We start from the raw sequence: 3,181 nt of genomic DNA on the forward strand, positions 1-3,181 counted from the left end.
GAAAAGGCTCGCAGCTGCTGAACACGCCGCCGGCGGATCTCCGACGCAAACATCGGCCCGAACCTGTTCCACCAGAACCGGATGGTTTCATGGCTCACATCGATGCCCCGCTCGTGGAGCAGGTCTTCGACATTTCTGAGTGACAGCGGAAACCGGACATAGAGCATCACTGCCAGGCGGATGATCTCGGGGCTGGTTTTGAAATACTTGAAAGGCGAGCGTTTGGTCATGCAGGGACGCTAGCCAGCGCCCTGCCCCTCCTCAAGACAAGTTCCTCTGACAATACCGATGCTGCTTTAGGCAGGTTTTTCCGGAAGTCCCCAGACAGCTATGTCAACGTCCCAGTTACTGCAGAGTTATCGACCAAAGTCGCAGACGTTCACTAAATGATCCGGAATCCTGGCCTCATCACCCAGCTCCATTACGCTCGGATATTGCGATAACTCTACGCGCGCACCAGCTTACAACCACCTCGTTTTGATCCGTACGCTGAAGTTATGCTGGACCTACGTGATAGGGGGTGTTGAGATCGGCCATGGCTGATGTCGAGCGACCCGTGAAGAACAAAAGGGCGTCTTCGTGTGAGACGCCGGACGACTATTCGATCTATCTGCCGAGTGATTGGGCAAGGACGACCGATATGCCGTTCCGGATTGCCGATTATCGGGAAGCGGGGATTTTCAGGGACGAGGAGCAGAGAACGCTTGCAGAGAAGCACGGGCTGAGCGCGGAGCATGTAAACGAACTCTCGCTGCTTGTCGGCAACGCGCTCGATGTCGGGAGCTACGTAACCTTCGTTCGTATCAGCCGCTCCCGGGTACAGCGCGACCTGGAAAGGGCTTTCAACAGGGAGCGCCTCAGGGCCGATCCTCTGTTGGACGACATTGGCGTCCTCAACCAGGTCTTTGCGGCCCTGTCGTTGCCATACTTCGTCCCGATGCCGGAAGACTCGTCCGACGCAGTCCACATGGCAGGGCCGCCCGAGGCAATCTGGGGCACAGGGACCCGGGACCTGGCGATTTCGGGGCCGCATATCCCGGTCACATTGAACGTCGCGCGCAAGGTGCTCGTCCCAGACAACCGCAGGAATGAGTATGACAGCAGACGGCGTTTTGTTGTCCAGCAATGCTGCTACGTCGCTCTGGATGCCGGTTGGCAACTCTCGTTCACGACAGATGCGAGATTGACCCGAGACCAACGGACGGGTCCCCTTGTGGAGTTGATCAAGGATGTTCTCCGGCTGGTGACAGACCCCCCTCAACTCATCAGCGGCGAGACGATCATCGGCGACATCAAGATCGCGCGCACGAGCATCGCCAGGAACGGGGATTATCCCGCCTTGAAGTAAGAGCGGGCGCTGCCACATCAATACACTTGGGCAGATTGGGCGCAGGGCTGCGATGGTCGCGCCATGCCAAACGTACCCACAGAGATCCCTGACACGACCGATCAAAGCTCCAGGGCTGCGGTAGATGCTGTTGTCGTGGCGCTGGCGCGGCTCTTCGGCGAGGTCGCGGCACGGGAGTGGGGTGCGGCAAATGACGAACCCAATCTGGACGACAGCCATGACCAAATCGAACAAGACCCCTCCCCTTTTGACGGTGCGTGACATCGCACGCCTCGACAATGTCAGCGAGAAGACCGTGCGCCGGGCAATTGCCTCTGGCGATCTCGAGGCCATTCGCATTGGCCCCGGGAAGCGCCTGCTGCGCATCCATCCCGAGGCGCACGCAGCCTATCGTCGCACGCATCGCAGCTGGGCCTAGTGGCTAGCAATGTCCAATAAAGTCAATGTCTTGACATACCGTCGGGAAGACCCGTCCGGCAAAACCGCGTTTGTTTATAGTGTAGAGTATTCCCGACCAGGCCCACGTGTCCCCACCTGTCCACCCGCGTCCCAAGCTGACCAGAAAGCGAGCCACCCGATGACAGAACACAGCGCAATTTCCCTCGACGCCATCTTCGTTGCCCCCTCCACACCCAGCTTTGCCGAGCTGATGGACCAGCTCGGCGCAAACAGCACGCTCACGGTCGCTCGCCGCAAGGATCTCATCTCCGGTTTGCGCCGCGTGGCCGAGGCGCTCGACCGGACGCCGGCCCAGGTTCCAGCCGATCCGCGGTGGTTGCAGCCACGGCTCGCGCGCATTGCCCCCGCTGCCATCGGCGTCACCCGGAAGACCTGGCAGAACGCGGTCAGCAACGCACGCAGCGCGATGGTCGCCTGCGGAATTGCAACAAAGCGCCAGCGACGGCCCGAGAATCTTTCGCCGGCCTGGCGCAGCCTCTGGAGCGTTGTGCAGGCCTCGAAGGACAAGAGCCTTCTGAGTTCTTTGCCGCGCTTTGTCTTTTTTCTCGACCGTATTGGAATCGCGCCCGAAGATGTGAACAACGACCATGCACTTCTGTTTCTGGAAGCGGTCGAGCGGAACGAGATCAGCAAGAATCCCGAGGTGGCCTACAGAGACGCCATCATGGGTTGGAATCGTGCCGGAGATCGATTGCCGGAGTGGCCCCGCCAGCGGCTGGACCTTCCGTCAAGGTCAAAGCGGGTCATGCTGCCAGAGACGGAGTACGCCGCCGACTTTATCAAGGATGTCGACAGGTATCTCGAGATGCGCCTGAGGCCGGACCCGCTTGCGACCGGGAAGTCGCTCCGCCCGATCGCCGCCTCGTCCGCAGCCACGTATCGCTTCATGTTGCTGCGCTTTGCCAGTCACGTTGTTGGGGCCGGGGTTGCGGCCGAAGAGCTCTCTTCGCTGGACGTATTGCTGCAGCCAGCCCATGTGGAACGGGGGCTGCGGCATATGTTGGAGCGCAACGGTGGCGCGACGCGCGCGTCAATCAGCGATACCGCGGGACTTCTTCTGACCATCGCCACCCATCTGGGCTTGCCGGAAGAGACAGTTCGCATCCTCACACAGTATAAGACGCGCCTTGCCGTGCACTATCCGGGCGGTATGACGGCCAAGAACCGCGACCGTTTGCGCGTGTTGCGCAACCCGGACGTTCTGCGGCGTCTGCTGCATCTGCCGGAGCAGGTCATGGCGCGCCCGCTTGGCCAGCGCCGCTATAAAGCGCTGCGGGCACGGGAGGATGCCATCGCCATTGGCATTCTGCTCTACTGCCCTCTGCGAGTTTCCAACCTGTCGATGTTGGAGATCGAGCGTCACCTGCAACGCCC

General features: G+C 60.6%; 3 protein-coding genes and 1 pseudogene. 3 read left to right on the forward strand and 1 reads right to left on the reverse strand.

The window, feature by feature from the left end:
* Positions 1 to 230, reverse strand: a pseudogene (locus tag BLT50_RS18745) (IS6 family transposase); the annotation flags it as partial.
* Positions 231 to 535: 305 nt separating this feature from the next.
* Between BLT50_RS18745 and BLT50_RS18750 the strand changes: the two are divergent.
* The 3 genes from BLT50_RS18750 to BLT50_RS18760 all read left to right on the forward strand — a co-directional run.
* Complete coding sequence (locus tag BLT50_RS18750) at positions 536 to 1,348, forward strand: hypothetical protein (protein WP_090030819.1); 813 nt, start codon at positions 536 to 538, stop codon at positions 1,346 to 1,348.
* 217 nt (positions 1,349 to 1,565) lie between these two features.
* Positions 1,566 to 1,766: a helix-turn-helix domain-containing protein gene (locus tag BLT50_RS18755; RefSeq protein WP_090030821.1), complete on the forward strand. Its 201-nt coding sequence runs from the start codon at positions 1,566 to 1,568 to the stop codon at positions 1,764 to 1,766.
* Between the two features lie 159 nt (positions 1,767 to 1,925).
* On the forward strand, positions 1,926 to 3,181 hold a 1,256-nt coding region (locus tag BLT50_RS18760), incomplete at its 3' end, for a hypothetical protein (protein ID WP_139170597.1).

Source organism: Lutimaribacter saemankumensis, assembly GCF_900100005.1.
Lineage (GTDB): Bacteria > Pseudomonadota > Alphaproteobacteria > Rhodobacterales > Rhodobacteraceae > Lutimaribacter > Lutimaribacter saemankumensis.